Origin of the sequence: Pelomonas sp. Root1237 (assembly GCF_001425055.1) — a bacterium.
Classification (GTDB): Bacteria; Pseudomonadota; Gammaproteobacteria; order Burkholderiales; family Burkholderiaceae_C; genus Pelomonas.
In genome coordinates this window covers 381,107-405,767 of the sequence record NZ_LMDK01000018.1, presented here as the reverse complement: position 1 = coordinate 405,767, position 24,661 = coordinate 381,107, and the positions used below count along the sequence as shown (strand labels likewise).

At 68.2% G+C, this 24,661-nt stretch carries 21 protein-coding genes; 8 read left to right on the top strand and 13 right to left on the bottom strand.

All coding sequences use genetic code 11. The features are described from left to right. Nucleotides 1–20: 20 nt before the first annotated feature. The 4 genes from ASC91_RS22510 to ASC91_RS22495 form a co-directional block, all read right to left on the bottom strand. On the bottom strand, nt 21–1,463 hold the full coding sequence (locus tag ASC91_RS22510) for a DNA-3-methyladenine glycosylase 2 family protein (RefSeq protein WP_056202219.1): 1,443 nt from the start codon (nt 1,461–1,463) through the stop codon (nt 21–23). Nucleotides 1,464–1,524: 61 nt separating this feature from the next. Next, nucleotides 1,525–2,247: an ABC transporter substrate-binding protein gene (locus ASC91_RS22505; RefSeq protein ID WP_056202217.1), complete on the bottom strand. Its 723-nt coding sequence runs from the start codon at nt 2,245–2,247 to the stop codon at nt 1,525–1,527. Between the two features lie 30 nt (nt 2,248–2,277). Further along, entirely contained in the window at nt 2,278–3,024 is a 747-nt protein-coding gene (locus ASC91_RS22500; RefSeq protein ID WP_056202214.1) for a LytTR family DNA-binding domain-containing protein, read from the bottom strand. Nucleotides 3,025–3,029: 5 nt separating this feature from the next. After that, nucleotides 3,030–4,154, bottom strand: coding sequence for a sensor histidine kinase (locus ASC91_RS22495; RefSeq protein ID WP_056202212.1), 1,125 nt, complete (start codon nt 4,152–4,154; stop codon nt 3,030–3,032). Nucleotides 4,155–4,291: 137 nt separating this feature from the next. Here ASC91_RS22495 and ASC91_RS22490 point away from each other — a divergent pair, with 137 nt between their 5' ends. The 4 genes from ASC91_RS22490 to ASC91_RS22475 are packed head-to-tail and all read left to right on the top strand — an operon-like array spanning nt 4,292 to nt 7,534. Next, nucleotides 4,292–5,689 (top strand): phosphomannomutase/phosphoglucomutase, encoded by a 1,398-nt coding sequence (locus tag ASC91_RS22490; protein WP_056202209.1) that lies wholly within the window; start codon nt 4,292–4,294, stop codon nt 5,687–5,689. Nucleotides 5,690–5,694: 5 nt separating this feature from the next. Further along, the gene (locus ASC91_RS22485; protein ID WP_056202207.1) at nt 5,695–5,886 is read left to right on the top strand and encodes a hypothetical protein; all 192 of its coding nucleotides are present in this window, start codon (nt 5,695–5,697) and stop codon (nt 5,884–5,886) included. After that, nucleotides 5,883–7,154, top strand: a complete 1,272-nt coding sequence (locus ASC91_RS22480; protein ID WP_056202204.1) for a 3-deoxy-D-manno-octulosonic acid transferase — start codon at nt 5,883–5,885, stop codon at nt 7,152–7,154. The genes ASC91_RS22485 and ASC91_RS22480 overlap by 4 nt, the downstream gene beginning before the upstream one ends. Nucleotides 7,155–7,159: 5 nt before the next feature. Then, the gene (locus ASC91_RS22475; protein ID WP_056202199.1) at nt 7,160–7,534 is read left to right on the top strand and encodes a GFA family protein; all 375 of its coding nucleotides are present in this window, start codon (nt 7,160–7,162) and stop codon (nt 7,532–7,534) included. 9 nt (nt 7,535–7,543) lie between these two features. Here the strand turns inward: ASC91_RS22475 and ASC91_RS22470 are convergent, their stop codons facing one another. From ASC91_RS22470 to ASC91_RS22455, 4 genes are read right to left on the bottom strand one after another with little or no spacing between them, the layout of a single operon-like run. Beyond that, nucleotides 7,544–8,953, bottom strand: a complete 1,410-nt coding sequence (locus ASC91_RS22470; RefSeq protein ID WP_082532919.1) for an efflux transporter outer membrane subunit — start codon at nt 8,951–8,953, stop codon at nt 7,544–7,546. A gap of 14 nt (nt 8,954–8,967) precedes the next feature. Beyond that, on the bottom strand, nt 8,968–10,551 hold the full coding sequence (locus ASC91_RS22465; RefSeq protein WP_056202196.1) for a DHA2 family efflux MFS transporter permease subunit: 1,584 nt from the start codon (nt 10,549–10,551) through the stop codon (nt 8,968–8,970). Nucleotides 10,552–10,558: 7 nt separating this feature from the next. Then, nucleotides 10,559–11,647, bottom strand: coding sequence for an HlyD family secretion protein (locus ASC91_RS22460; RefSeq protein WP_056202193.1), 1,089 nt, complete (start codon nt 11,645–11,647; stop codon nt 10,559–10,561). Continuing rightward, nucleotides 11,644–12,510, bottom strand: coding sequence for a pirin family protein (locus ASC91_RS22455; RefSeq protein WP_082532918.1), 867 nt, complete (start codon nt 12,508–12,510; stop codon nt 11,644–11,646). Before ASC91_RS22455 ends, ASC91_RS22460 begins: the two co-directional genes overlap by 4 nt. 84 nt (nt 12,511–12,594) lie before the next feature. Between ASC91_RS22455 and ASC91_RS22450 the strand changes: the two genes are divergently transcribed. After that, nucleotides 12,595–13,527, top strand: a complete 933-nt coding sequence (locus ASC91_RS22450; protein ID WP_056202187.1) for a LysR family transcriptional regulator — start codon at nt 12,595–12,597, stop codon at nt 13,525–13,527. Here ASC91_RS22450 and ASC91_RS30700 read toward each other — a convergent pair whose 3' ends face one another. Then, the gene (locus tag ASC91_RS30700; RefSeq protein ID WP_268795282.1) at nt 13,528–13,656 is read right to left on the bottom strand and encodes a hypothetical protein; all 129 of its coding nucleotides are present in this window, start codon (nt 13,654–13,656) and stop codon (nt 13,528–13,530) included. Nucleotides 13,657–13,681: 25 nt separating this feature from the next. Then, nucleotides 13,682–14,818: an epoxide hydrolase family protein gene (locus ASC91_RS22445; protein ID WP_056202534.1), complete on the bottom strand. Its 1,137-nt coding sequence runs from the start codon at nt 14,816–14,818 to the stop codon at nt 13,682–13,684. A gap of 204 nt (nt 14,819–15,022) precedes the next feature. On the opposite strand from ASC91_RS22445, the gene ASC91_RS22440 reads away from it, so the two are divergent. Beyond that, nucleotides 15,023–15,808 (top strand): carbonic anhydrase, encoded by a 786-nt coding sequence (locus ASC91_RS22440; protein ID WP_056202185.1) that lies wholly within the window; start codon nt 15,023–15,025, stop codon nt 15,806–15,808. Between the two features lie 15 nt (nt 15,809–15,823). Here the strand turns inward: ASC91_RS22440 and ligA are convergent, their stop codons facing one another. Next, nucleotides 15,824–17,857: an NAD-dependent DNA ligase LigA gene (gene ligA, locus ASC91_RS22435; protein WP_235532063.1), complete on the bottom strand. Its 2,034-nt coding sequence runs from the start codon at nt 17,855–17,857 to the stop codon at nt 15,824–15,826. 34 nt (nt 17,858–17,891) lie between these two features. On the opposite strand from ligA, the gene ASC91_RS22430 reads away from it, so the two are divergent. Continuing rightward, nucleotides 17,892–18,416: a hemerythrin domain-containing protein gene (locus tag ASC91_RS22430; protein ID WP_056202179.1), complete on the top strand. Its 525-nt coding sequence runs from the start codon at nt 17,892–17,894 to the stop codon at nt 18,414–18,416. A 196-nt stretch (nt 18,417–18,612) separates the two neighbouring features. Then, nucleotides 18,613–20,475, top strand: a complete 1,863-nt coding sequence (locus tag ASC91_RS22425) for a carbohydrate-binding module family 20 domain-containing protein (protein WP_056202177.1) — start codon at nt 18,613–18,615, stop codon at nt 20,473–20,475. Here the strand turns inward: ASC91_RS22425 and ASC91_RS22420 are convergent. Further along, on the bottom strand, nt 20,465–21,766 hold the full coding sequence (locus ASC91_RS22420) for a hemolysin family protein (RefSeq protein ID WP_056202175.1): 1,302 nt from the start codon (nt 21,764–21,766) through the stop codon (nt 20,465–20,467). The genes ASC91_RS22425 and ASC91_RS22420 overlap by 11 nt on opposite strands. A gap of 33 nt (nt 21,767–21,799) precedes the next feature. Then, the gene (locus ASC91_RS30695; protein WP_157281949.1) at nt 21,800–24,514 is read right to left on the bottom strand and encodes a bifunctional diguanylate cyclase/phosphodiesterase; all 2,715 of its coding nucleotides are present in this window, start codon (nt 24,512–24,514) and stop codon (nt 21,800–21,802) included. Nucleotides 24,515–24,661 lie beyond the last annotated feature (147 nt).

Here is a 24,661-nt window from a genome sequence, read left to right as displayed (position 1 = left end):
CGAAGCGCGTACGGGGTGGGTCAAGCCCTTCTCCAGAGATGAAGGACGGCGTAGCTGCGGTAGGGGCGATAGTGCTCCGCGGCTTCGAGATAGGCCTTGGGCGACAGCAACGGGCCTTCGCGGCTCAGGGCCTTGCGCAGGACGACGTCGCCGGGCGGGAAAGCGTCGGGCCAGCTCCAGCCCCGCATCAACATGTAGCCGGCTGTCCAGGGGCCGATGCCGGGGATGGCCGTCAGCTCGGCGGCAGCGGCTTCTGGTGAACCCTCGTGGCGGGCAAAGGCCAGCGTCGGCCAGGCCTGGGCCAGGGCGATGAGGCTGTCGGCACGCCGGCCAATGATGCCGAGTGACGCGATGTCGTCGCGCGTCGCCTCGGCAATGCACTCGGGTGTGGGGAACAAGCGTTGGCAGCCTTCCGGCGCGTCGGACAAGGCTTCACCGAAACGCTCGACGAAACGGCCGGCGAGTGTGCGAGCGGCCGCCACGGTGACCTGCTGGCCCAGTACGGCGCGTACCGCCAGCTCGAAGCGGTCCAGGCAGCCCGGCAGCCGCTGGCCTGCGACGGCCGCCTCGCCCAACGCAGCGGCGATGGCCTCGGGTTCGGCGTCCAGGTCCAGCCAGCGGCGCAACAGCGGCAATAGCGAGCCGACGGCAGGCCAGAGCGTGGGGGACAGTTCGACGCCGACCTCTCCCGCCTTGGCGAAGCTCACGCGCAGCCAGCCGGCATGGCGCCGGCCGGCGTGAGTCAGCGCCAGGGAGCGTGTGACACCGCCCTCCTCCACCCGCTCAACCCCTGTGATCGCACGCGGCGCAAGAAACGCCAGCACGCCGGCCACGTCATAGGGCTGGCGGTAGCTCAGCCGCAGCCGCGACACGGGGGCCGCACCGCCACCCTCGCGCCGCAGGGCTGTGGGCTGCAGGCGGTAGTGCTCGACGAAGGCGGCGTTGAAGCGCCGCAGGCTCGCATAGCCGGCCGCGAAGGCGATCTCGCTGACGGGCAGCGTGCTGTCGGTCAGCAGGGCCTTGGCGAGCAGCAGGCGGCGCGTCTGCAGGTATTGCAAGGGCGACACGCCGTGCTCGGCCTGAAAGATGCGGCGCAGATGCCGGCTCGTGATGCCGAGATGGGCTGCCAGGTCTTCGACGCTGGCCTCGGCGTCATCGCAGGCATCCAGCCAGGCAGCGGCCTGCTGGGCGAGCGTTCGCGAGGCGTCCATCGTCGTCCACGGCAGGGCGCGCGGTGCCAGCTCGGGCCGGCATTTCATGCAGGGGCGAAAGGCGGCGGCTTCGGCCTGGGCTGCCGTCGAGAAGAAGCGGCAGTTCTCGCGCCGCGGCAGGCGCACGCGGCAGACGGGGCGGCAGTAGATGCCGGTGGATGTGACGCCGACATAGAGCCGCCCGTCGAAGCGCGCGTCGTGCGACTGCAGGACGGCGTAGGCGGCGTCGGGTGGGAGGGTCTCGGACAACATGCAGCCAGTCTAGGACGGGCCCCTGCCAGATCCTGGCAGCTTTCGGACATGCCCCCAGAACTTACTGCAGGTAGCGGCGGCGGATGCGGGCGACGGTGCCGTCTTCTTCAAGCTGGCGGTAGGCCGCAACCCAGCGCCGTGCCTCGGCGGCATCGAGCCCGAGCGACGCGGCCATGTAGAGCGTGGCTTCGCCGAGCGTCGTCTGCAACACGAAGAGCATGCGGGCCTGGCCATACTCGTCCATTGCAGCCTCCAGCATGGGCGTGCCGGCGTAGACGGCATCCAGCGCCTGCTCGCGCAGGAGGCGCAACAGGTCGCGGTAGTCTTTCGCTTCGACGATGGTCTTGAAGCGCTCGGCCCGCAGATTGGCCGCAATGGGCGAGCCGCGCAGCACGCCGACGCGCAGCGCACGCAACTGGTCGAGCTCCAGGCGCGTCTCGGTCGCGAGAGTGTAGAGGCCGTAGCGCACCGTCATCAGCGGCACCAGCCACTGGAAGCGGGCCTCCCGGTCCGGCGTCCGCGCCAGCGGAAAGATGCCGTAGTGCCGCCCCTGCTCGACCGTGCGCACCGCGCGCGCCCAGGGGACGTAGCTGACGAGGGCCGGCCTGCCCAGGCGCTGGGCCATGGCAACGGCCAACTCGTGGGCAAAGCCGCGTGGGCCACCGCTCGCCTCCCACGCAAAGGGTGGCAGATTCCCGGCCACCCACTCCAATGGCGGCGCGGCCTGGGCCGTGCCCAGCAGTACAGCCGGGGCGAACAGCAGGCAGCGGCGGGACAACAGCATGCCCCGACTCTAAGCCGGGTGAAGGCCGTTCTACATCGCCTTGAACAGATGAACGTAGGCGCGGCTGACAGGCAGCTCGCGAGCCTGGCCGCGAATGCGCACGAAGAGCCGGCTCTGCTCGTCGCGGCGCGTGCCGGCGAGGTGGTCGAGGTTGATGATGGTGGAGCGGTGCACCTGCCAGAAGCGGTCGGGGTCCAACTGGCCACCGAGCTCGAAGATGGGCGTGCGGATCAGGTGTTCGGCAGTGGCCGTCTGCACGACGGTGTACTTGTCGTCTGCGTGGAAGAACAGCACTTCATCGACGGGAATCTGGTGCATCAGCTCCCCCTGGGCGGCGCGGATATAGCGCAGCCGTGCCGATGCCGCAGTGGGCAGCAGCCGCTTGAGCGTCTCGGCCAGCGCATCGTCGCCAGCCGGCGGTGGCGCCTCCTGGCGCAGGCGCGTCACACACGCGGCCAGGCGCTCGGCTTTCAGCGGCTTGAGCAGGTAGTCGACGGCACGGGCCTCGAAGGCTTCGACAGCGTACTGGTCATAGGCCGTCACGAAGACAACGCGCGTTGCACCCTCGATGCCCTGGGCCACCTCCAGGCCGGTCAGGCCGGGCATCTGGATGTCCAGAAAGGCCAGGTCGGGCTCGAGGTCGGCGATGGCTTCGGCGGCCTCGACGCCGTTGGCGGCGATCCTGACGATCTGCAGCTCGGGCCAGGCCTGGGCGAGCTGGGCTTTCAGGTACTGGGCCAGGTGGGGTTCGTCATCGGCGATGAGGGCTGTCGTCATGGTGTTCAGGCAGAAAAGGGAATGCAGATGCGGGCGCGGGTGCCGCCGCCTTCGCGGGGTTGAAGTTCGAGCGTGGCGCGCAGGCCCCAGCGGGCTTTGAGCCGCTCGCGGATGTTGTCGAGGGCGACGCCGTTGCCACCTCGCCGTTTCGGGGCGTCCAGCCCCTGACCATCGTCGTCGACATCGATGACCAGCGTGTCGGCCTCACGCCGCGCGCTGACGACGATCTCGCCGCCGGCGATCTTGGGCTCCAGGCCGTGGTGGATGGCGTTCTCCACCAGCGGCTGCACGAGCAGCGGCGGCAGTTCGATGCCGTTCAACTCAGCGGGCAGCTCCAGCCGCACGCGCAGCCGCTCGCCCATGCGCAACTGCATCAGCGCGAGGTAGGCGTCGAGCATCGCGAACTCCTGGGCCAGTGTCGTCGTGTCGCCGCGCAACTGGCCCAGGCTGGCGCGCAGGTAATCGGTGAAGCGCTCCAGCATCTGCTTGGCCCGCGCCGGGTCGAAGTCGATCAGGCTTTGCACATTGGCCAGCGTGTTGAACAGGAAATGCGGCTCGATCTGGCCTTGCAGCAGCTTGAGCTGGGCCTCGGTCACCCGGGCCTGCAGCATCTCCTGGCGCCACCGCGCGCGGTAGCGAAAGCTCGCCACGACGGAAATGAACACCGAGATCAGCAGGAACTGGCGCCAGAAACCGAAGCTACCCAGCAGCTGCAACGTGTTGCCGTTGCCCATCCAGATGCGGTCGACCAGCCACATGCCAACGACCACGCCAAGCAGCGCGCAGCTGATGGACAACACAGAGAAGAACAGTCCCGAGCGCCAGTCGCGCCAACCCATGATGGTGTCCAGCCAGCGCTGCGGCGCCAGCCGCTCGAAGACGCGAAAGATGCTGAAGAAGCCGATCGACACACACAGGCTGACGAGCATGTTGCCTGGCATCAGGGCCTGCCACCAGAAGAGCGAACCGAGATTGCCCTGTTGCAGGCCGGCCATGACAGAAAAAACGGTGCCGAAACCAAGCGTCCAGATCAGGTAGATCAGCAGCCGAAAGCGCATCCGGTCCGGGCGATGCTTCATCAGCACGCGCTGGTGGCGCAGGGCCTGGGCGAATTCCTCGGTGAATGTCATGGGGCGCGAGTGTAGGAAGGGCGGGCGGCATGCCCCTTGCATGAGTGACGAATCGACAGCCGATGCGACGGATGGTCGGCCACGGGCCGTGCCTACAATCCGGCGCGTTTTCAAAACCCAGTATTCGAGGGCATTTCATGCAGGTTCACGCATCCATCTTCAAGGCCTATGACATCCGTGGCGTCGTCGGCCAGACCTTGAACGAGGAGCTCGCAGAGCACCTGGGTCGTGCCTTCGGCACCGAGGCCAAGGCCCTGGGCGAAAAGGCCGTCGCTGTCGGCCGTGACGGCCGCCTGTCGGGCCCCGGCCTGGTCGCAGCACTCGTGCGTGGCCTGCGCTCTACGGGCCTGGACGTCGTCGACATCGGCGCCGTGACCACGCCCATGCTCTATTACGTCGCTGCCACGCGCGGTGCGCACGGCTGCAGCTCCGGCATCATGGTCACGGGCAGCCACAACCCCAAGGACTACAACGGCTTCAAGATGGTGCTCAAGGGCGCCGCCGTCTATGGCGAGCAGATCCAGGGCCTGCGCCAGCGCATCGAAGCCGAGGACTACGCCAAGGGCAAGGGCCGCGGCGCCAAGATGGACATCGTCCCCGAGTACACCCACCGGGTCGTCAATGACTGCAAGCTGGCCCGCCCGATGAAGATCGTCGTCGATAGCGGCAACGGCATCCCCGGCGCCTCGGCCCCGGCCATCCTTCGTGCGCTGGGCTGCGAGGTCATCGACATCTTCTCCAAGGTCGACGGCGACTTCCCCAACCACCATCCGGACCCGAGCCGTCCCGAGAACCTGGAAGACCTGAAGCGCGTCGTCCACGCCACCGGCGCCGAGCTGGGCCTGGCCTTCGACGGCGACGGCGACCGCCTCGGCATCGTCACCAAGGACGGCGAGATGATCATGCCGGACCGCCAGATCATGCTGATCGCGGCCGACATCCTGAAGCGCCAGAAGGGCGCCGAGATCATCTTCGACGTCAAGTGCACGCAGCGCCTGGCACCGTGGATCAAGAAGCACGGTGGCAAGCCGCTGATGTGGATGACCGGCCACTCGCTGGCCAAGGCCAAGCTGAAGGAGACCGGCGCGCCGCTGGCCGGCGAGCTGTCGGGCCACATCTTCTTCGCCGAGCGCTGGTACGGCTTCGACGACGCGATGTACACGGCCGGCCGCATGCTGGAGATCCTGTCGCGGGCCAAGGACCCGAGCGCCGTGCTGCAGGCCCTGCCCAACAGCTTCAACACGCCCGAGATCAACGTGCCCTGCGCCGAAGGCGAGCATCACGAGGTCGTCAAGACGCTGAAGGCCCAGACGACGCTGGCCGACTTCCCCGGTGCGAACGAGCTGATCACCATCGACGGCCTGCGCATCGAGTACGCGGATGGTTTCGGTCTCATCCGCCCGTCCAACACGACGCCCGTGCTGGTGCTGCGCTTCGAAGGCCATACGCCCGAGGCGCTGGAACGCATCCAGCACGACGTGCTGGAGCAACTCAAGCGCGTGAAGCCGGACGCGACCTTCGCCGCGGGCCACTGAGCGCCATGGAAGGCGGAGGCATTGGGGCCCTGCTTGCCCTGCTCGTGCTCTTTCTGCCGACCTTGTTGAGCGGCGTGCATGTCATCAAGCGCGAGCAGCCACGCATCTGGCTGCTGGTGTTCTGCGGCATGCCCGTCTTCGGCCCGTTGCTCTACTGGCTCTGGCCGGTCGGCGGCGCGTCGCGGCCGCGGAGATGAGTGAGGCACTTGCGCGGCTGGCCTACCAGGCTGCGCTGTGGCTACTGACCCCCTTCTACCTGCTGCGGCTGTGGCGGCGCGGCGCCAAGGAGGCGCTGTACCGGCATGCGGTGGGTGAGCGGCTGGGCTTCTACAAATCAGCCGCCGAGCCAGGCCGACTCTGGATTCACGCCGTCTCGCTGGGTGAGACACGCGCGGCCAGCGCCCTGGTCGACGCCCTGCGTGCCCGTGACCCCGCGCTCAAGTTCCTGCTGACGCACTCCACCGCCACCGGCCGCGAGGCCGGTCAAGCCCTGCTACGCGAGGGCGACGCCCAGGCCTGGCTGCCCTATGACACGCCTGGCGCCGTGCGCCGCTTCCTACGCCATTGGCGCCCGCGCCAGGGTGTGCTGATGGAGACCGAGGTCTGGCCGACGCTGCAGCGTGAGGCCGAGAAGGCCGGGCTGCCCATGGTGCTGGCCAACGCGCGCCTGTCGGAGAAGAGCCTGCGCCAGGGCCGGCGCCTGGCGGCACTGATGCGGCCGGCGGCGCGCCGCATGACGCTGGCCCTAGCCCAGACCGAGGCCGACGCCGAACGCATCCGCGCGATGGGCATGGCCCGTGTCGAGGTGGCCGGCAACCTGAAGTACGACATCGCGATGGACCCGGCCCTGATCGCCCGCGGCCAAGCTTGGGCCGCCCTCCTGGACCGACCCGTGCTGATGCTGGCCGTCAGCCGCGAGGGCGAGGAAAAAGCGCTGCTCCACGATTGGGTCAAGCTGCCTGCCCCTCGACCGCTGCTGGCCATCGTGCCCCGCCATCCCCAGCGTTTCGACGAGATCGCAGCGCTCATTCAGGCTGCCGGCCTGACGCTGGCGCGCCGCAGCCAGTGGGGCGATGAGCCGCCGCCCGAGGCCCTCACCGTCGACGTCTGGCTGGGCGACTCCATGCGCGAGATGCCGCTGTACTACGGCCTGGCCAGCGTCGCGCTGCTCGGCGGCAGTTTCGCGCCACTGGGCGGCCAGAACCTCATCGAGGCCGCGGCCTGCGGCTGCCCCGTGCTGGCGGGGCCGCACACTTTCAATTTCGCCGAGGCGACCGAGCTGGCCATTGCCGCGGGTGCGGCCAGACGCTGTGCCGATCTGTCCGACGCCGTCGCCCAGGGCCTGGCACTTTGTGGGGACACTGTGTCACGGCAGACCATGGCGGCACGGGCGCAAGCCTTCTCCCGGGCGCACCAAGGGGCTGCCGCCCGCATGGCGGTGGCCCTGCTTTCAATCATTCCCTGACGGCCATGACGACCTATTCCGGTGAATGCCTTTGTGGCCGGGTAAAGCTGGCCGCCCGAGGCGAACCGCTGCGCGTGGGCATCTGCCATTGCATGGACTGTCGCAAGGAGAGCGGCTCGGCCTTCACCTTCTACGCCGTCTGGCCAGCCGGCCAGTTCGAGCATCAAGGCGACACCGCCGAGTTCCGCGGCCAGCGCTTCTGCCCTCGCTGCGGCTCGCGGCTGTTTTCCCTCGACGACCAGGAGGCCGAGATCAAGCTCGGCATCCTGTCGCAGGCGCCCACGCCCCTCGTGCCGAGCTACGAGCTCTGGGTCAAGCGCCGCGAGCCCTGGCTTCAGGCCGTCCCGGGCGCCGAGCAGTTCGACGAGAACAGGGGCTGAGCCCCGGGATCAACTGCCCTGGGTCCAGCCGCCGCCCAGCGCCTTGACGAGTTGCGCCGTCGCCGCCCATTGCGCGCCGCGCAGCTGGGCCAGCGCGCGCTCGGTGGCGAGCGGCGTGCGCTCGGCCTCGGTCACGTCCAGATAGCTGACGGCGCCCTTGTCATAGCGGCTCTTGGCCACGTTCAACGCCTGGCTGCTGGACGCCAACGTGCGGTTCTGGGCGTCCACCACCGTCGCGCGCCCCTGCAGTTCGGCCAGCGCGTCGTCGACCTCGCGCAAGGCCTGCAGCATGCGGCCGCGGAAGGCGGCGAGAGACTCGTCCACCGAGGCCCTCGCGCCGGCGAGGTTGGCCTTGTTGCGGCCGCCTTCGAAGATGGGCAGCGAGATGCTCGGACCGATGTTGTACAGGCGCGCTGGCGCGGAGATCAGCGAGTCCAACTCCTTGCTCTGGTAGCCGAAGCTGCCGGTCAGGCGGATGGACGGGTAGAAGGCGGCCTCGGCGATGCCGACCTGGGCGGTTGCGGCATGCAGCTGGGCCAGGCTCTGGGCCAGGTCCGGGCGGCGTTGCAGCAGCTCGGACGGCAGGCCGGCGCGGATCTGCGGCGGTGCCGCCATCGGTGACGCCCGCAGCTTCAGCTCGGCCGCGGCCTGGCCGGTCAGCGCGGCGATCTGGTTGGCCACCAGCGCCTGGCGGCGCGGCAGGTCGGCCACGTCGGCGTCGGCCGAGGCCAGTTCGGCGCGCACGCGCTCCAGGTCCTGCGTCGTCGAGGAGCCCGCGTCGAAGCGGGTCTGCGCGACCTTGAAGGCGTTGGCGCGGCTGTCGCGCAGGCGTTGCAACGCTGCGGCCTCGTCGGCCAGCGCGCGCCACTGCCAGTAGGCGGCGGCGACGTCGGCGGTCAGCGCGACGCGGGCGGCGGCAGCGTCGAGCGTGGAGGCATCCAGCTGGGCTTGCGAAGCTTCAGCCTGGCGCTTCACGCGGCCCCAGAGGTCCAGCTCCCAGCCGATGGAGGCCTGCACACCGGTCTGGGTGCCGTCGAAGGTGATGGCCTGGCCGCCCAGCACCGGCGTCGTCACCGACTTGGCGGACGTGCGCAGGTTGGTGACGCTGCCGCCGACGTCGACACGCGGCAGCTCGTCCGCCTTTGTCGCGCCATACACGGCGCGGGCGCGTTCGACCCGCGCGGCCGCGGCCGCCAGCGTGGGGCTGGCCTGCAGGGCCTGCGCTTCAAGCGCGTCGAGCTGGGCGTCGCCAAACAGCAGCCACCAGTCGCGCTGCAGCTCGGCGCCGGCCACGAGGGCTGCGGCGCGATAGGCGGCCGGTGCGTTGGCGGCTGGGGTCTGATAGTTGGGGCCCAGCGTCGTGCAGGCGGCCAGCGCCGCCATGGCAACGAGGGTGAAAACGGTCTTGAGTTGGATCATGTTGATCTCCCGATTCAATGTGCGGCTTCGGCGGCGCCGGCGCCACCGAGCACCTTCTTGCTCATCCAGACGATGACGACACAGCTGACGAGCGCGATGCCAAGGATCAGGAAAGCGTCGTTGTAGGCCATGACGAAGCTGTCGCGGCGCACGACGTTGTCCAGGGCCTTGATGGCCATGTCCTGGGCGGTGGCGAGGTCGGCGCCCTTGCTGGCGAAGTTCTGCGCCAGCGTGTCCAGGCGAGCCTGCGTGGCGGGGTCGTAAAGGCTGATGGACTCGCCGACGCGGGCGCTGTGCAGGTGCTCGCGGTTGGTCAGCAGCGTGGCCAGCGTGGCGATGCCGACGGAGCCACCGAGGTTTCGCATCATGTTGAACATGCCCGAGGCGCTGGGCAGCAGGTTGGGCGGGACACCGTTCACCGCAAAGTTGGTCAGCGTGATCATGATCAGCGGCTGGCCCAGGGCGCGGACGATCTGCGCGAACAACAGTTCCGGGCCGGCCGTGTCGGCGCTCATGTGCGTGTTCATGAAGCACGAGGTGGCGAACAGCGCCAGGCCCACGCTCATCATCACGCGGTTGTCCAGCTTGGTGGACAGCTTGGCCGCGAAGGGCATGATGAAGAGCTGCGGCAGGCCCATCCACATGATGACGATGCCGATCTGCATCGGCGTGTAGCTGGCGATCTGGCCCAGGTACAGCGGCAGGATGAAGGCCGAACCGTAGAGGCCCATGCCGGTCGCAAACGCAATGACGCCGGCGATCAAGAAGCTGGGGCGGCCGAGGATGTGCAGGTCGATGAAGGTGTTCTTGCGCGTCAGGCCGCGCCAGGCCCAGCCATAGATGCCGCCCACCGCCAGCACGGCGGCCGTGATGATGAAGGGGCTGGCGAACCAGTCCTTGGCATTGCCCTCTTCGAGCATCGCGGTGAGAGACCCAAGGCCGATGGCCATGAAGACGACGCCCCACCAGTCCACTTCACGCAGCAGCCGCAAGTTCATCGGCTCCTTGTCCAGGCCGATGCTGACGCCGAGCATCAGCAGGATGCCGGGTGCCCAGTTGATGTAGAAGATGCTGGGCCAGCCATACAACTCGGTCAGGTAGCCGCCGACGGTGGGGCCAAGCGTCGGTGCCAGCGTGGCGGTCATGCCGAACAGCGCAAGGCCGATGGGGCGCTTGTTCAGCGGCAGCTTGCGCGTGACAAGCGTCATCGCCATCGGGATCATGACGCCACCGGTGAAGCCCTGGGCCGCGCGGAAGGCGATCATGGACTCCAGGCTCCAGGCCATGCCGCACAGCGTGCTGAAGATCAGGAACAGCGCGACGTTGACGACCAGGTAGCGGCGCGTGGAGAACACCATCGACAGGAAGCCCGCCAGCGGGATGACGACGATCTCGGCGACGAGGTAGGCGCTGGAGATCCAGGAGCCCTCTTCCTGCGTGGCCGACAGCGCGCCGAGGATGTCGCGCAGCGAGGAGTTAGTGATGGCGATGTCCAGCACCGCCATGAAGGCACCCAGCAGGCTGGCCAGCACGGCCAACCAGGTGCGGCCGCTGACCTTCTGGTCGGGCGGCGGGGGGAGGTAGTTTTCGTTGCCCATGTCAGGCTTACTCGGAAATTTCGACTTCCACCTGCACCGAGAGGCCCGGCACGATGCGTGTCGCGGCTTCACCCAGGCTCTTCAGGCTCTCGGGCTCGAAGACAACCTTGACCGGCACGCGCTGGACGATCTTGGTGAAGTTGCCGGTCGCGTTGTCCGGCGGCAGCAGCGCGAAGCTGGCGCCCGAGGCCGGGGCAAAGCTGTCGACATGGGCTTCCAGTTCCTTGCCCGGGAAGGCGTCGACCTTCACGTGCACCTTCTGACCCGGCTTCATCTTCGCGAGCTGGGTTTCCTTGAAGTTGGCGGTGATCCAGACCTCGGGCTCGACGATGGCCGCCAACTGCTGGCCGGCCTGCACGCGCTGGCCGACCTCGACCGTGCGCTTGCCGACGCGGCCGTCGCTGGACGCGCGCAGCTCGACATAGCCAAGCTGGTTCTGAGCGTCCTTCAGCAAGGCCTGCGTCGCACTCTTTTGCGCGTTGGCCGACTGGCGCGCGCTCTCGGCGGCGGCGATGGCTTCCTTGGCGGCCGAGGCGCCGGCCTTGCGGGCGGTCAGGTCGGCGCGGGCCACGTCGCGGGCGGCAAGCGCGGCATCCAGTTCCTGCTTGCTCGTGGCGCGCAACTCGGCGCCGAACAGCGCCTGGCTGCGCTTGGCGTCCAGCTCGGTGCGGGCCAGCACGCTCTCGGCCTGGGCGACCTGCGAGTTCGTCACCGCGGCCTGGGCCTTGGACTGGGCGATCTGCGCAGCCGTCGTTGCGATGGCCGCGTCGGCCTGCGCGATCTGGGCCTTCAGGCGCTCGATCTGCACGGCGGCGTCGGACGGGTCCAGGCGCAGCAGCACGTCGCCGGCCTTGACGACCGCGTTGTCCTGCATGCGCATCTCGGTGACGACACCGGCCACGCGCGTGGCGACGGGGTGCAGGCGGCCGGCGACGAAGGCGTTCTCGGTCTCGACGAGATGCTGTGCGCGCCACCACATGCGGCCACCCAGGCCGATGCCGCCGATCAGCAGGATCGCGCCGACGATGAGCAGGGGCACGGGCGGGCCGCTCTTGGCAGGCTTCGGGGCAACGGTGTTGTCTTGCGGTGCATTCATGACAGGGTTTCCTTGTTGTTGCTTGAGGTTGTTCTAGGGCTGAGGCGGCCCATGCCGCCAGACTGGAATCGCTGCAGCGCGGCCACAACCTGGCCTTCGTTGCTCATGACAAAGGGGCCGTGGCGCACGACGGGCTCGAAAAGCGGCCGGCCGCAGAAGCAGGCCAGGCGCAGCGCCTCAGCGGCCACGATGCGGGCGCCGCCACCGACGGACACGCTCAGGGCTCGGCCGGTGGTCAGTGGCAGCTCGCCGGTGTGGCCGCTGCCGTGGATGGGGATGGCAAAACCCTGCTCGCCCTCGGGCAGCACGAAATCGAAGGCAGCGCCGGCGTCAATGTCGACCAGCACCAGCGAGGTCGACCAAGGCAGGTCCAGCCCGGTGTCGGCGCTGAAGATCTGAATGGCGCGCCAGCCGTCACCCACGCGGCGCGGCATCTGCTCGGCAGCAAGCCGCATGACGGTAGGCGCGCGCAGCTTCTGCTCGGCGGGCAGGTTGACGAAGATCTGCAGGCCATGGGCTTCGCGGCCCGCCTCGATGGGAAATTCGTCATGCATGACGCCCCGGCCGGCCAGCGTCCAGTGCAGGCCACCCGGCAGGATTTCATGCTCGCCGCCCAGCGAATCGCGGCTGACCATGCCGGTGGCCGAGTCATCGAAGAGATAGGTCACCGCCGAGAAGCCGGCATGGGGGTGCGGCGCAAACGCCGGCTCGCTCATGCGGAAGTGGTCGACCATGATGAAAGGGTCGAGCAACGCCAGCGGCTCACGCCAACCCTCGGCCTGGAAGCCGGCGCCGATGCGGTGCCTTTGGGGCTGGAGAAGACGGGCGGTTGACATGATGGCCGCGACTGTAGAGAGTTCCATTTATGGCGAATAGCCACAAAACTCAAACTCACCGTTCCAGAAACGAAACGAAACCAAACGAGAAACAGCGAGATAAACGACGCCATGAAGATCGACGACCTCTTGCTGCTGGCCCAGGTTCACAAGGCGGGATCGCTGTCCGAGGCCTCCCGCCAGCTCGACCTGCCCAAGGCAACCTTGAGCCGGCGCCTCACGGCGTTGGAGACCTCGGTAGCCGCCCGCCTCTTTGTGCCCGGCGCCAGCCGGCTGACGTTGACGGAGCTGGGCGAGCAACTCGCCGAACGCGCCGCCCGCCACGAAGAGGACATCGCCGAGACGCGCGAATGGCTGGCCTCACGCGATGCCACGCCCACAGGGCGACTGCGCGTGTCCGTGCCGGCCGAGTTTGCGATGCTGGTGCTGGCGGAAAGCTTTGCTCGCTTCATACGCCGCTACCCCAAGGTGGAGCTGGAGGTGGACACGACGCCACGCCGTGTCGACCTTTTCAACGAGCCCTATGACGTGGCCGTGCGCATGGGCCCGGTGGACGAGCCCGACCTGGTGGCGCGCCAGTACATGCTGTTGGAGCGAGGCCTGTATGCCAGCCCGGTCTATCTGCAGGCCAGGCCCGCACCGCAGACGCCTGCAGACCTGGCCGAGCATGACTTCGTCGTGCTGACCCAGGGCAAGGGCATGTACCGCACGCTGCAGAACGGCAAGCAGACGGCCGAGGTGCATCCGGTTGGCCCGCTGGAAGCGAACTCCATCGGCCTGGTGCTGTCGTTGACGCGCGCCGGCGGCGGGCTCGGCAGCTTTCCCTTCGGCATGGTGGCGTCGGACATCGTGGCGGGCACCCTGGTGCCCGTGTTGCCCGAGTGGAGCTACGAGCCCCTGCCCGTGACGCTGCTGACGGCCAGCCGCCGGCTGATGCCGGCCAAGACGCGCGCCTTCATCGACCACCTGTTCGAGACCGTGCCCGAATGGGCGCATGTGAAGGGCGTGCTGGGGCCGGACGCGACGCCGCGGCGCAAGCCCTGATCAGGCGCCGGCCGGCCGCGCCACCTCCACCGCCGGGGCGGCGTACTCGACCTGTTCGATGCGAGCGATGAAGCGCGAGGCCGACGGTGAATCGGCCTCGCGCGTCTCGCGGCGGATGTCGGCGGGCATTCGCCCATCGTAGCCAGCCTCGTGCTCAGTTCACCTGGGCAAAGAAGCTGCGGATGTCATCGATCAGCAACCGCGGCGCATCCGTTGCGGCGAAGTGGCCGCCCTCCGGCATCTCGGTCCACTGGCGGATGTTGCTGTGCGAACGCTCGGCAAAGGCCCGCACGGAGCGAAAGTCGTTCGGGAAGGAGGCGACCGCGGTGGGCGCCGCGTTGGGCAGCTCGCGGTAGCCGGCGCCGGTGCGGGCGTTCTCCAGATAGAACTCGGCCGCCTGGCCGCCGGTGGCCGTGAACCAGTACAGCGACACATGCGTCAGGAAACGCTCGCGATCCATCGTGGTGGCGGCCTCGCCCTCGAAGCCGAAGAAGAGCTCGGCATTCCAGGCCAGCTGCGCGACCGGTGAATCGACCAGGCCGAAGCCGAGCGTCGCCGGCCGCTTGGACTGGATCTCGGCGTAGCCGTTGTACTTCTGGAAGCGCGCCAGGTTGCCCAGGCCGGCCTTCTCGAAAGGCGACAGCTTCTCCATCTCGCCCGGCGCGCCGCTCGGGAAGGCAAAGATCTGCTGCAGGTGCACGCCCACCAGCCCTTGCGGATTCAGGATGCCCAACTCGCGGGTCAACAGCGCGCCGGCGTCGCCGCCCTGCGCGCCGTAGCGCTCATAGCCGAGGCGCTTCATCAGCACATCCCACGCGGCGGCGGTGCGGGCGGCGTCCCAGCCGGGCCCCGCCAGCGGCGACGAGAACGCGAAGCCAGGCAGCGACGGGATGACGAGATGGAAGGCCTGCGCGGGGTCGAGGCCATGGGCGCGCGGGTCGCTCAGCGGGCCGATCAGGTCGAGGAACTCGGCCACCGTGCTGGGCCAGCCATGGGTGAGGATCAGCGGCAGCGCATGCGGCTCGGGCGAGCGCACGTGCAGAAAGTGGATCGTCTGGCCGTCGATCTCGGTTGTGAACTGCGGGTGGCGGTTCAGCGCGGCTTCCTGCTGGCGCCAGTCGAAACCGTTCAGCCACTGGTGGGCCAGTTCACGGACGAAGGCGACGGGCTGGCCGCGGCTCCAGTCCTGCGCCACGGCCTGCGGCCAGCGCGTCTGGCGCAGGCGCTGCTTCAGGTCGTCGATGGCGGCTTGCGGGATGTCGATGTGGAAGGGGCGGATGGCAGCGGTCATGGTGGGCTCCAGGTGAGGTGAATCGATGGAACCCAGTGTCCGCAGCGGTCGGTTGGGGGTCTTGTAAAAACCCGCCACGGGGCGCTCGCATTTCTTCATCCACCGGCTGTCCGAAAGCTGTCGCCAGGGCTGCGGCTCTCGTCACACAATGACCGGCGCCGCCTCCCGCGCGGCGGCGTACTTCCAAGACTCAAGGAGCCGCACATGAAAAGGATTTCCCAGCTCAACGTCATCGCGCTCACGGCGGCCCTGCTGCCAGCCGCCGGCTTCTGCGCCGAAACGGCGACCGCACACCCCGGCCAGCACCCGGCCCACTGGACTTACAGCGGCGTGACCGGGCCGGCCAAATGGGCCAGCGTCGACGAGAAGTTCGGCACCTGCGCGATGGGGCAGACCCAGTCGCCCATCGACATCCGCACCACCGACGTCCAGTCGGCTGCCCTGCCCGCGATCAGCTTCGACTACAAGCCCACGCCGCTGAAGATCATCGACAACGGCCACACCGTGCAGGTCAACATCGCGCCGGGCAGTTCGATCACCGTCGGCGACAAGCGCTACGAGCTGCTGCAGTTCCACTTCCACAAGCCCAGCGAGGAACGGGTGAACGGCAAAGCCTATCCGCTCGTGGCTCATCTCGTTCACAAGAGCGAGGACGGCAAACTGGCCGTCGTGGCGGTCTTGATGGACAAGGGCGCCAGGCTGCCGCTGATCCAGGCCGTGTTCGACAACCTGCCCAAGGCCAAGGAGCAGGAGTCCAGCGTCGCCGGCCTTGGCATCGACCTGAACGCCCTGCTGCCCGACAACCGCGCCTACTACAGCTTCGCCGGCTCGCTGACGACGCCGCCCTGCAGCGAAGGCGTCAGCTGGTTCGTGCTGAAGACGCCGGTGCAGGTGTCTGCCGAGCAGATCGCCCGCTTTGGCCGCGTCTATGCGATGAACGCCCGACCCGTGCAGCCGCTCAACGGCCGGGTCATCCAGGTCAGCCAGTGAGCGGGCGGGCGCTGCTCAGGCGCCCGTCTCCAACAAGGCCCGCAGGCCGGCCTCGTCGAGCACGGGGACGCCGAGGCTGCGGGCCTTCTCCAGCTTGCTGCCGGCCTCCTCGCCGGCGATGACGTAATTCGTCTTCTTCGACACCGAGCCGCTGACCTTGCCGCCCGCCTCCTCGATCAAGGCCTGGGCCTCGTCGCGCGAGAGTGTCGGCAGCGTGCCTGTCAACACCAGCGTCTTGCCCAGCAGCGGCCGCGGCCGGTCGTCGGCCTCGCCCGCGCTTTCCTTCGGGCTTACGCCGGCCGCCAGCAGCTGCTCGACGACCTCGCGGTTGTGCGGCTGGGCGAAGAACGTGTGGATGCTGGCCGCGACGATGGGGCCGACATCAGGCACTTCGAGCAATTGCTCGACGCTGGCGTTCATCAGCTTGTCCAGCGTGCCAAAGTGCCGCGCCAGCTCCTTGGCCGTCGTCTCGCCAACCTGGCGGATGCCGAGCGAAAACAGGAAGCGCGCGAGCGTGGGCGTCTTGCTCTTTTCCAGCGCGTCAACGATGTTCTGCGCGCTCTTCTCGGCCATGCGGTCCAGCGCCGCGAGCTTGGCGACACCGAGTTTGTAGAGGCCGGGCAGGCTCAGCACGATGCCGGCGTCCACGAGTTGCTCGACCAGCTTGTCGCCCAGGCCTTCGATGTCCATCGCGCGGCGGCCGGCGAAGTGCAGCATGGCCTGCTTGCGCTGGGCCGGGCAGAACACGCCGCCCGAGCAGCGGTGGTCCATGCCGCCGCGCTCGCGCACGACCTCGCTTTTGCAGACGGGGCAGGCGCGCGGCATGTGGAAGTTGGGGACGTAGCTGGCGCGCTCGCCGGGCACGCGGCCGACGACCTCGGGAATCACGTCGCCGGCGCGGCGGATGATGACCTTGTCGCCGACGCGCACGCCCTTGCGGCGCATCTCGAAGACGTTGTGCAGCGTGGCGTTGCTGACGGTCGTGCCACCGACGAACACCGGGTCCAGCCGCGCCACCGGCGTCAGCTTCCCTGTCCGGCCCACCTGCACGTCGATGGCCAGCAGCGTCGTCACCTGCTCCTGGGCCGGGTATTTGTGGGCCACGGCCCAGCGCGGCTCGCGGGTCTTGAAGCCGAGCCTCTGCTGCAGCTCGCGGGAATTGACCTTGTAGACGACACCGTCAATGTCGAACGGCAGGTCGTCACGCGCAGCCGCCACGCGCTGATGGAATTCGACCAGGCCCGCCGTACCGGCTGCGACCGTGCGCAGCTTGTTGACGGGCACGCCGAAGTCGGCCAAGGCATCGAGCAGACCCGACTGCGTCGCCGGCAGCGCCCAGCCCTGCACGTCGCCGATGCCATAGGCGTAGAAGCTCAGCGGCTTGTCGCGCGCTTGGCGCGAGTCGAGCTGGCGGATGGCGCCGGCGGCCGTGTTGCGCGGGTTGACGAAGGTCTTGTCGCCCTTGGCACGCTGGCGCTCGTTCAGCGCCTCGAAGGCGTCGCGTCGCATGTACACCTCGCCGCGCACCTCCAGCACCGGCGGGGCGTCACCTTTCAAGCGCAGCGGGATCTGGCCGATGGTGCGCACGTTGTGCGTGACGTCCTCGCCCGTCTCGCCGTCGCCGCGCGTGGCGGCCTGCACGAGCACGCCGTCCTCATAGCGCAGGTTGATGGCCAGGCCGTCGAATTTCAGCTCGGCGTTGTAGTCCACCGCTGCGTCGCCCTCCTTCAGCCCCAACTCGCGGCGTACGCGGGCGTCAAAGGCGATGGCTCCGCCTTCGGTCGTGTCGGTCTCGGTCGTGATCGACAGCATGGGCACGACATGGCGCACCGGCGTCAGCCCCGGCAGCACGGCGCCGATGACGCGCTGGGTGGGCGAGTCCGCCGTCAGCAGCTCAGGATGGGCGGCCTCGAGGGCCTGCAGCTCGGCAAAGAGCTTGTCGTACTCGGCGTCCGGCAACTCGGGCGCGTCGAGCACGTAGTACTGGTGGGCGTGATGGTTCAGCTGGGCGCGCAGATCGGCGGCGCGGGAGGCGGGGGCGGCGGTCATGGGGGCATTTTGTCGCGGTCGGACAATCCGTCGCATGAGCTCCCGTGTCGATTTCCTGCACGCCGGCCCCGCTGTCGGTTTCGACCAGCCCTTCGAGATGCTGGCCGCCTGCCACGAGCGCGTGCGCCGCAGCCTGGACCTGCTGCAGCGCCTGCATGCACATGTCCAGCAGCATGGCGTGGACGCCCAGGCGCGCGACGCTGCGGCCGATGTGCTGCGCTATTTCGACCGCGCCGGCCCGGCTCACCACGAAGACGAGGAGCGTCATGTGCTGCCGCGGCTGCGCAGGGCTGGCCTGACGGATCTGGCCGATCGACTGCACGCCGACCACGTCGAGATGGGGCGACTGTGGGCGCTGTTGCGCGAGCCTCTGCTCGCATGGACCGGCGGAAGAACCGCGCCTCTTGATGGCAACGTGTTACTTAACTACACAACTCACTATCAGGCCCATTTGGCAGCCGAAGACGATCAAGCATTCCCCATCGCCCAGTCCCATCTGGACAAAGCATCCCTCTCCAAGATTGGAGAAGAGATGGCATCGCGTCGGAAATCGCTCTGAGTCACCTCGCCGCCGCCGAATGTTCTAGGGATTTTGCTCGTTGATTGGTAGTTTTCCTACATTTAAATTACCGCCGTCTGTCTAGAGTCGCAGCACTTTCCTGAACGGGAAAGGCGGCCAGGGCAAGCAGTCGATTGGCCGAACCCAGCCGCCCCATGACGAGGGCGGCGGTCGACCACATGACGGAGACACACCCATGCCATCGCTGCTGCCCGCGAGCTTCCGACTCGCCCCTTCGCTCTCGTTCGCGCTCGCACTGAGCGCCGCCCTCGCCTCACCGGCCCACGCGCTGAACCCCAACTCGATATCGGTCCAGATGTTCGAGTGGTCATGGCCCGACATCGCCACCGAATGCACCCAATGGCTGGGCCCCAAGGGCTTTGGCGGCGTGCAGATCTCGCCGCCCGGCGCGTCCAAGAACGCCAATGGCTGGTGGGGCGTCTACCAGCCCGTCAACTACACCAACCTGACCAGCCGCATGGGCACGCCCGGGCAGCTACAGACCATGATCAACACCTGCCACACGGCCGGTGTGCGCGTCTATGCCGACATCGTCGTCAACCAGATGGCCGACGGCAGCGGCACGGCCACCGATGGCTCGACCTGGAACGCCGGCACGCTCGCCTACCCCTTCTTCAGCGCCAGCGACTTCCACGCCAACTGCAACATCGCCGACAGCGACTACAACTCGCCCTCGGGCCGCTGGGCGGTACAGAACTGCCGCCTCGGCGGCCTGCCTGACCTGTCTACCGAAAGCAGTTATGTGCAGGGCCAGATCGTCAACTACCTGAAGGCCCTGCTGGCCATGGGCGTGGACGGCTTTCGCATCGATGCGTCCAAGCACATGCCGGCCGGCGCCTGGACGTCGATCATGAACGCCGTGAAGGCCGCCTACCCGACGACGCTGCAGGGCGAGCCGATCTGGGTCACGCAGGAGATCATCAACGACGGCGAGGTGGACCGGCCGAGCTACTTCCCCGTAGGCACGCTCAACGAGTTCCAGTTCACGTCGGCCATGCGCGATGTCTTCCGCAACAACAACGGCCTGAACCTCGCGAGCATCCCGAGCGTCATGGGCACCTGGGGCAACTGGGGCGGCAGCTGGGGCTTCATCCAGCCGCAGAACGCAACCGTCTTCATCACCAACTGGGACACCGAGCGCAACGGCGGCTCGCTGAACATCAACAACAACGGCGGCGCCGATGCGACCGGGCAGCGCTACACGCTGGCGCACGTCTTCATGCTGGCCCAGGGCTATGGCGAGGCCCAGCTCTATTCGGGCTTCAAGTTCACCGACACCGGTGCCGACCGCCCCAGCGCCAGCCCCTATAGCGGCGGCGCGCCACAGATCAACGTCGTCTGGGACTTCGCCCACCGCTGGACGCCGCTGGCGAACATGGTGGCCTTCCGCAATGCCAGCCTCGGCCAGGCGCAGCAGAACTGGATCGTCGGCAACAACGGCAACCAGGTCGCCTTCAGCCGCGGCAATGTGGGCTTCGTCGCGCTGAACAACAGCGGCAGTGCCTGGACGCGCACGTTTGCCACGGGTCTCTCCGCAGGCACCTACTGCAACGTCATCAACGGCACCAAGAACGCCGCCGGCACGGGCTGCACGGCCGACTCGATCACGGTGGATGCCAGCGGCAACGCCAGCATCACGGTGCCGGCCAACAGCGGCAGCCCCACGCCGGCCGTGGCCATCTACACCGGGCAGAAGACCAGCGGCGGCGGCGGCAGCAGCTGTGCCGTGACCTTCACGATCGCCAACGCCAACACGGTGATGGGCGAAAACCTGCGCGTCGTTGGCAACGTGACCGGTCTCGGCGCCTGGGCGCCGGGTTCAGGCTTCGCGCTGACCATCCAGGGCTCAGGCGCCAACGTGCCGTGGAGCGGCACGGTCAGCCTGCCCGCCGGCACGGCGATTCAATACAAGTATGTGAAGTGGAACGGCTCGTCGGCCGTCTGGGAAAGCAATCAAGCCACCGGCAGCGGCAACCGCGAGTTCACGAGCTGCGCCAGCGGTTCGCAGGCTCGCAGCGACGGCAACTTCAAACCCTGACGGCAGGCGCTACCGCGGTGATCATGACCTGGTCGACCCGGTAGCTGTCCACGTCAACCACCTCGAAGCGCCAGCCTTCCCACTCGACGACATCGGTGCGCCGCGGAATGCGGCGCAGCATGACCATCAGGAAGCCGGCCAGCGTGTCGTAGGTGCCGGCATGCGGCCAGCCCTCGATGCCCAGCGACCGCTCGACATCCGGGATGGGCGTGATGCCGTCGGCCAGGAAGGAACCGTCCTCGCGACGCACGATCTGTTCCTCGTCGTGCGGCGCGACCAGGCTGCCCATCACCGTGTTCATCACGTCGTTCAGCGTGATGACGCCCACCACGCGGCTGTACTCGTTGACGACGACGGCGAAGTCCTCATGCGCGTCGCGAAACTGCGTCAGCATCTCGGACAGCGTCAGCCGGTCCGGCACGATCAGCACTTTCTTGACCAGCACGCCGCCGTCCTCGCGCAGCGACAGTTTCTCGTCGCGCAGCACACGCTGGAACAGGTCGGTTGCGTCCACGTAGCCGACGACCTGGTCGACGTCGCCGTCGCAGACGACGTAGGTCGAGTGGGGTGTGTCGGCGATGCGGTTGCGGATCAGCACGTCATCGTCGTCGCGCGAGAAGAAGACGATGCGCTCGCGCTCCGTCATCACCGTCTCGACGGTGCGCGTGTCCAACTCGAACACGTTGGCGATGACCTGCTGCTCCTCGTCTGCCACGACGCCGGCCTGGTAGCCGGCCTCGGTCAGCGCGAGGATGTCGCGGTAGCTGATGGTCTCGTCACGCTTGGCCGGCAGGCCCAACACGCGGATCAAGCCCTCGGTGATGCCGCTGAACAACCAGGCCAGGGGCTTCAGCACGCGGCACAGGGCCAGCATGGGGCCTACCAGCGTCATGGCGACGCGCTCCGGCTCGTTCATCGACAAGCGCTTGGGCACCAGGTCGGCCAGCACGATGAAGAGCGACGTGATGCTGATGAAGGAGGCGGCAAAGCCCAGCGTCGCGGCCAGTTCGGGTGAAACGACGAGACGAAGCGCCGCTTCGAAATGCGGCGTGAACGCACCCTCGCCAACGATGCCGGCCAGGATGGCGACCGTGTTGACGCCGATTTGCACGACGGTGAAGTAGTCGCCCGGATGTTCCTGCACAGCCAGCACCTTGGCTGCGCGGGCATCGCCGGAGTCGGCGCGCTGCTGCAGGTTGAGCCGCCGCGAGGCCGCCAGTGACAGCTCGGCCATCGAGAAGAAGGCGCTGGCGGCGATGAGGAGGGCAATCAGCAGCAGGCTGGTGGTCAAGCGCCGAGTCCGAGGTCTGAATGGAGCTTCAGTTTATTCCGCGATCCCGCCCTCACGGCTGCACCGCTCCAGGAAGGCCGTCGCCTCTCGCACAGGCTGCGGGCGCGCATAGCCAAAGCCCTGCATCACGTCGCACTGCCAGTTGCGCAGGCAGGCCTCCTGGCTGGCATCCTCAACGCCTTCCGCGACCACGGTCATCCCCAGGCTGTGCGACAGCTGGATCATGGCCTGCACGATGGCCGCACCGCCCTCGTCCTGGCCGAGGTCTCGCACGAAGGCGCGGTCGATCTTCAGGCGGTTGATGGGAAAGCGCTTCAGATAGGCCAGGCTCGAATAGCCGGTGCCGAAGTCATCGATGGCCAGGTGCAGGCCCAGCGCACGCAGCTCGGCCATCTTGGCGATGGTGGACTCGGCGTCGTCCATCATGGCGCCCTCGGTGATCTCCAGCTCGATGAAGTGCGGATCCATGCCGCTGCTCTCCAGCGCCTCGCGCACCGTGGCCATGAACTCGGGATGCTGGAACTGCCGCGGCGAGATGTTGATGGCCATCACGGGCCGGCCCAGCCCGCTGTCATGCCAGATCCTGGCCTGGCGGCAGGCCTGCTGCAGCACCCAGCGGCCAATGGGCACGATGAGACCGGATTCCTCGGCCAGCGGAATGAAACGGTCCGGCGCAATCAGGCCGTCGGGGCTGCGCCAGCGCAGCAGCGCCTCAAAGCCCGACAGCCGGCGCGTGCGCAGATCGCACTGCGCCTGGTAGAAGAGTTCGAGTTCACCGCGCTCCAGGGCCTGCGACAAGCGGGCCTCCAGTTGCAGCCGGTCCTGCTGGTCGGCCAGCAGGCCTGCCGTGAAAACCACCGCGCTGTTGCCCGGCTGGCCCTGCGCCTGTCGCATGGCGAGCTGGATGGCCTTGGCCACGTCGGAGGTCTGCGCGCCGTGCCGCGGGTATTCAGCGGCACCGATGCTCAAGGTCACCGCGAGCTGCTGGCGCTGCACTTCGAAGACAGGCTGCATCACCTGCAGCAGCTGCTCCAGCAGGCTGCGCAGGGCGGCGTCATCGCCCAGTGCGGGCACGATGGCACCGAAGGAAAGTCCGTCCATCCGGTAGAGCCGGCCACCGGCGCCCTCGACGACGGACTTCAGCCGAGCTGCCACCTGGCACAGCAAGTCGTCACCGGCGGCATGGCCCAGGCTGCCCATGATGCGGCTGAAGCGATTGATGGCTATCCCCAAGCCGATGAAGCTCTCGTTGCCGAGCTCCCGGGCCCGCCGCTCCAGTGCGCGCCGGTTGGGCAGGCCGGTCACGCGGTCATGCAGGCCGACGTAAGCCAGCTCGGCGTTGTGGGCCTGCAGCGTGCGGTTGGCCTTGCGGGCGCGGCGATACAAGGTCACTGTCAGCAGCACGACGATGAGCAGGGCGAGGGCCAGGCCCAGGGTCAGCCGCCTTTCGCTGCTGTGGCGCTCGAGCTGGCTGGCTTGCAGCTCGTTGTCATGCTTGAGGCTCTCCAGGGCGCGCTGGTTCTGCTCGAAGCTGGAGCGGCGCTGCAGTTCCAGCACCGTGCTGACACGGTCGTTGCGCACCAGCTCGGCCTCCAGCCCCAGTGCCTTGCGCGATTGGCGCAGCGCGCCCGCCGCATCGCCCAGGGCTTCCAGCAGGCCGGCATGCCGGTTCAACTGCTCCAGCAGGCGCACCTTGCGGCCCTGCTTCTCCAGCGACGCCAGGCCCTCGTTCACCAGTTGGTCGCCGGGGGCCGTCTGGCGCAAGCCGAGTCGCGCCAGCCCGGAACTGATCGTGGCCACGGCCACAGCGTCCTCGTCACCTTCCTGTCGGGCCAGCTTCAGCGCAGTCTCGGCATAGCGCTGCGCGGCCACAAAGTTGCGTGCGCTCAGGTGCAGGTCGGCCAGTTCCTGCACGACCTCCGCCTGGGTGTTGAACCAGGTCGCGCTGCCCGAAGCAGGATTCACGGCGGCAGCGCTGGCGGCCAGCGTGGGCTCGATCTGGGCGGCCAGCCGACGGGCCTGCTCCCGGGCCAGGTCGCGCGCCGGGCCGCGGCCGGCCTCTTCCTCGGCCAGGGACTCGATCAACTTGGCCGCCAGTTGCAGGGGCAGGCTGCCCGCGGACTCGGCCAGGCGAAAGGCCTGCTGCGCATCGGCACGGGCACCGTCGATGTCGTGCAGGACCAGGCGTATGGGCGCCAGCGCCATATGGGCCTGCGCCCCGCGCCGCGGGTTGGACTGGGCCTGCGCCGACCGGCTCGCCGCCGCGTAGCTGCGCAGGCCTTCCTGCAAATGCCCCGTCGCGAGGCTCAGATTGCCCGCCGTCATGAACACCCAGTAGCGCAAGGGCTCGTCCTGGGTCTTTTCCACCCAGGGCAGGGACGCGTTCACCCAGTCGTAGGCGACGCTCAGGCGGCCCGACAGTTGCAGGACGGTCGCGCGCAGTGCCAGCGCCGAAGCCATGGCCGCGGCATTGCCTTCGCGTTCGCCCAGATCGATGAGCTCGGCCGTTGCCGCATCGACCACCGTGAACTGGTCCATCATGCCGTGGGCATAGCCCCAGGCGGCGAGAAAGACGCGCAGGTTGTCGCCGCCCATGGCGCGGGCCTGCGCTTCCAGCGGCCGCAGGCGCGCGACCACCTCGGGCGGCTCGCTGCCATGGCTGGCTTCGATGGCTTCGATCTGCTGGGCGAGCGTGGGGGCGGCGAGGCTTGGCCCAGCGAACAGCGACAGCAGCAACAGCCAGCCCACCAGCCAGAACTGGGTGGCTGGACGAAGGGTGGGACTGAAAACTTGGGGGAAGCCGCCGCTGCGCATCAGGCTTGAAGGGCCGTGTAACGCGCAGACTTTAGAAGCTTTGCCTCCCGCCGCCCCGTCGGTTGTCAGTCAGACCGCGGC